At 57.1% G+C, this 4,087-nt stretch carries 1 protein-coding gene; it reads right to left on the reverse strand.

The genetic code is table 11. The features are described from left to right. Positions 1 to 122: 122 nt before the first annotated feature. Positions 123 to 3,914, reverse strand: a complete 3,792-nt coding sequence (locus QZY07_RS11725; RefSeq protein ID WP_295402667.1) for a glycosyltransferase — start codon at positions 3,912 to 3,914, stop codon at positions 123 to 125. Between the last annotated feature and the right edge of the window lie 173 nt (positions 3,915 to 4,087).

Consider the following 4,087-nt stretch of genomic DNA (forward strand, 5'->3'; position numbering starts at 1 on the left):
CTCGATTTGAAGAAAAGATTGCATTCGGCATTACGGTCATTGCAACAAAAAATAGCACGCGTGCGATCATTCTTTAAATTCCCAGAGACTCAATATGCGGCATGAATAGAAACGTCTGGATATCACATTAAATGGCTATAGTTACAGTTTTTCATCGCCGCACGATAGATGTCAGCGAGTGCTTTCAGATACTGCGGTCGAATGTTTATATGCTCTTTCATGGCATCTAATACAGGTGTGACACGCTGTTGCAGCGCATCGGGAAGCTGCTCAAGCACTTTTTGCAACCCTCGATAATCGCTTACATCAACAAGATTACCATTCACCCCTTCAACAACACAATCCCCAATCGCCCCCCGATCTGAGGCAATCACCCAAAGCCCCGCCTGGAGTGCTTCGCGGGTGATGAGGCCATAGCTTTCCGGCCAGATGGAGGGGGCAATGAGGACATCCATTTGCGCATAGAGATGAGCCACCTGCGATTGCTCAACCTTGGAGATATATCGCACTGGAGTCTTTCCCCAATGTGCATCGTAAAACTCGCCGGATTGCAACGCATGATCGACGATCAAAAGTGAAAAATCAGAAAACTCGCCGCTCTCAATGGCCTCGCGCAAGAGATGATAGCCTTTGTGGCGGCTGATCCCGCCAATGAAACCAAGCACAAGCCGGTCGTCCTTGCGCGGCGCTCGCGGCATTGGAACGAAGGGCTCCGGGAGATTTTCGTGGGTTTGAACGTGGCTGACTCCGGCTTCACGGTAGAGCGCGACGAAACTGTCCGACACAGCCAAGACCCCTGCTGCTTTTTTCAGCACAGTGTGCAGGGTGCCGCTGCGCGCAAGTCGCTGGTTGATGGATGGTCCCCGTGGCGGCGGGGCCCCGCCGCTGAGCGGGTCGGTGTGGTCGACCAACTGGCCATCCTCATCGACCAGGAACAGGTAGCGCGACAGCCACCAGGCGTCATGCAGGGTGACGATGTAAGGGATCTTGCAAGTCAATGCGGCCATGGCCACCGAGGTGGTCAGCATCTGGATGCTGTGCAGATGGATCAGGTCGAAGTCGTAGAGGCGGAAGAAGTCTTCGCAAAATGCCTGGATTTTGCTGTCTTCGTGGGTCGACCAATCCCGTGAGGGGATCTCGACGCGGGTCACCAGGGCGGCTCCGTACCAATACTGATCGACCCCATAGGGACGCGCAGGGTCAGGGTCGGCCTGGGTGGTGAGCACGAAGACATCATATTCATCGGCGTAGTGTTCCAATAGACCGCGCACCTGTGTTTCCATCACACGGGTTGCGCCACCGACGGCTTGGGGGTGAAAGTAGACATTGGCGAAAAGCAACCGCTTTTTGGCGCGCACGACCGATGTCGGTCGATAAGGCGCCAGGATGCCTTCTAGAATGCGCTCGCCCACGTTGGGGCTAAAGCGTTCCAATGCCAATTGACGGGCAGCCCGACCGATCCTGGCGCGCAGTCCGGCGTCTTCGATCAAGCGTGCGAGTTGTCTTTTCCACTCATCGACGGTTGCGGCAAAGAGGGCTGTCTCGCCATCGGTGAGGACCTGCCGATAGGCGGCGGTCGGCGACAGCACTGACGGGATGCCGAAGGCGGCTGCTTCCAGCCATTTGATTTCGCTTTTGACATCGGTGACGCGCGATGTTTCGAGGACCGCGACATTGATGTCGGCCTGTTCAACCAAGTCCATGTAGGCGAGATAGTCGGACGTAGGATCGATGAGTTTGATTCGGCCCGCGCCAATGAATGCGATGGGCAGTTGATCGAAATACCCCACGAGGTGAAGACTGACCTGCGGAGACTGCTTGAGCACTTCAATCGCCGCCGGAAGAAAGAGATCGTAGAAAGCCTGTTTATGGGCCTTGGTGGCGCTGCCATAGAAGAGGTTGATCGTCTCGTCGCCCTTTACGCGCGTCCGCCTTGGGGTTGGTTTACTCGCCCGCGCGAAGATTTCCTCACTCATGAGATTCGGCAATACCGTGATTTCAGTGCCGTCCGTCAAATAGCGAGCGGCTTCATCGGCGAGCGGGCGGGTCGAGACACTGCAATGATCGGAAAGGGCAAGCGCGGTGCTGAAAAAGGGATTGTCCAGCATCAGATGCCGATGCTGCTCGGCATCGATGCTGCCCGCGTAGGTTGCGAGCGCGGGTGGAAAGAAATCGGGATCGAAGATGAGATCGTCGATGTCATAAATAATGGGGATGCCCAAATGACGGGCATAGGCAAACAACTCTAATTCAGCCGCACAGGCGGGAACCCGGCAGGCATAGAGCACGGCGGCGCCCATGAGCCGGCGCCGCCAGTCCGCGAAGGGCATCTCCGAGAGATCGAGAACATCCGTTTCCCACCCTAGGGCAGTTGCTTGCTCGACCTTTTCGCGCACGCGATAGTAAAAACATTGGAACAGATCACGAGAGCCCCAGAATAGTATTTTCTGTGTATTGATCGCTGACCAGCGACGCGGCATGCCATGAGGTTCGCCTTGCAGTTTCAGTGACAGGCGCGCGAGCAACATCAGATTCCGCTGGCGTTGGTCGACCCCAGCCGCAATGTCACCCGATTCAGCAAGGTGGCGTGTCGTCACGACCAGGTTATCGAAATACTCGCGCAGCAATCCCCTGCCTTCACGCTGGCTCAGGGTTTGATGCGGGTTATGGGTCTTGGCCTGCTGGAAGGCATCGATTGCATGCGTGACCTGCGCTTGTAAAAGTCCGTAGTGCCCGCGAATATAAAGCCGCGTCAGCACGCCGAGTTCATGCCAGGCATACCAATCATCGGTATGCGCGTGCCAGTGCTCGTTGAGGAGTGACAAGGCTTTTGCGTCGCGCCCGGTCAGCCGATGCAACCGCACGATAAAGAGCCAATGCACAGAATCAATGGCATGGGCGCCCGACATGAGGAGGTCGACGAAGTCCAGCGCCAGATAGGCATCCTGCGTGATGCGATGTGTCCAGTGCGCCAAAGGCAAGGCCAAACGACTCAGAACACTGTCGGCCTTGATATCCTCGGCGGCGTCCGCGCTTGCCAGGGTGGCTGCCAGATGGCGATAAAGATCCCGCAGGATCGCATTGACTCGTTCACGATGCGCCGCAAGCGTTTCATTGACCGGTGTCGAGTGGAAATCATCGAGAAACGCGGCAAGGAGCCGCTCGCCATTCAATGCCGACCATTGCCTGCTACCGATCTGCGCCAGGACACGCAGCAACTCAAGCTCAAGGCAGGGCAATCGCACGTATTGAAGATAAGCGGGGTCATCGAGAATCGTCATGACCTCGGTCAGATGCCCCAGGTCGCATTGCTGGCGTAACATGGCGATCAAGAGATCGAAGCTGGCGGCGGATGCCATCGGCCCGCTTGACAGATGCTCGGATCGCGCAATGCGTGAAGCGCCCGTTATAGTATGGGGCGGTTGCGAGTCGATCACCGCAGCCGCGTCGTCGAGTGAGTCGAGAACGTCTTTCGGGAGCAGGATCGGTCCTTTAAGAGGTGTTTTATCATCGACCGGCAGCGTCGCTGGCTTTGGCGCGGGCAAACCAGGATGCTCGGGACTTTTTAAAGCGATGCCGTTGGCAAAAACGGTCACCGGATGACCACCCTGCTGAGCTGCGATCAAGGCTTTGGCCAGTTCCTCGGATGGTTCACAGAAAAAACCCGCATACAGAAATGCCTCGCCGCGCTCACCAGCCACATCGGCGCGCTCCTTCCAGGTCGGCTTCAACCCATAGCGTTCCTGTTTGATCTGTACCTCAAGCCGCAACGGACGAAGGCGGCGCTCCAGCGCCCAACCTTCAATTGCCCAAGGTTCGAGACGCTCCACATAGCCTAGAACCGATTGACGACGTCCCAGCCGCGCCAAGCGGGCAATCAGTGTAGCAGACGGGCGGGATGGTGTTTTTTGCATGCAGCTGTCCTCAAGATCGGATGGTGGCCCGAGGCCTCGATCATCGTTTGGTCCACCTGGGAGCGCGGGCGTCTCGCCCGCCTCGCGAGCCAAAGGCCCGCGCTCCCAGGAACGGCTAACATGGATCAAACGATGATCGACGCCCGGAGATTTACGCACATCTCTCGCCTGAA

Source organism: uncultured Thiocystis sp. (genome assembly GCF_903866365.1).
Taxonomy (GTDB): Bacteria; Pseudomonadota; Gammaproteobacteria; order Chromatiales; family Chromatiaceae; genus Chromatium.

Bases quoted from the DNA above. Each gene is read 5' to 3' on its own strand.
- QZY07_RS11725 (WP_295402667.1), bottom strand. From the start codon at position 3,914: ATGCAAAAAACACCATCCCGCCCGTCTGCTACACTGATTGCCCGCTTG.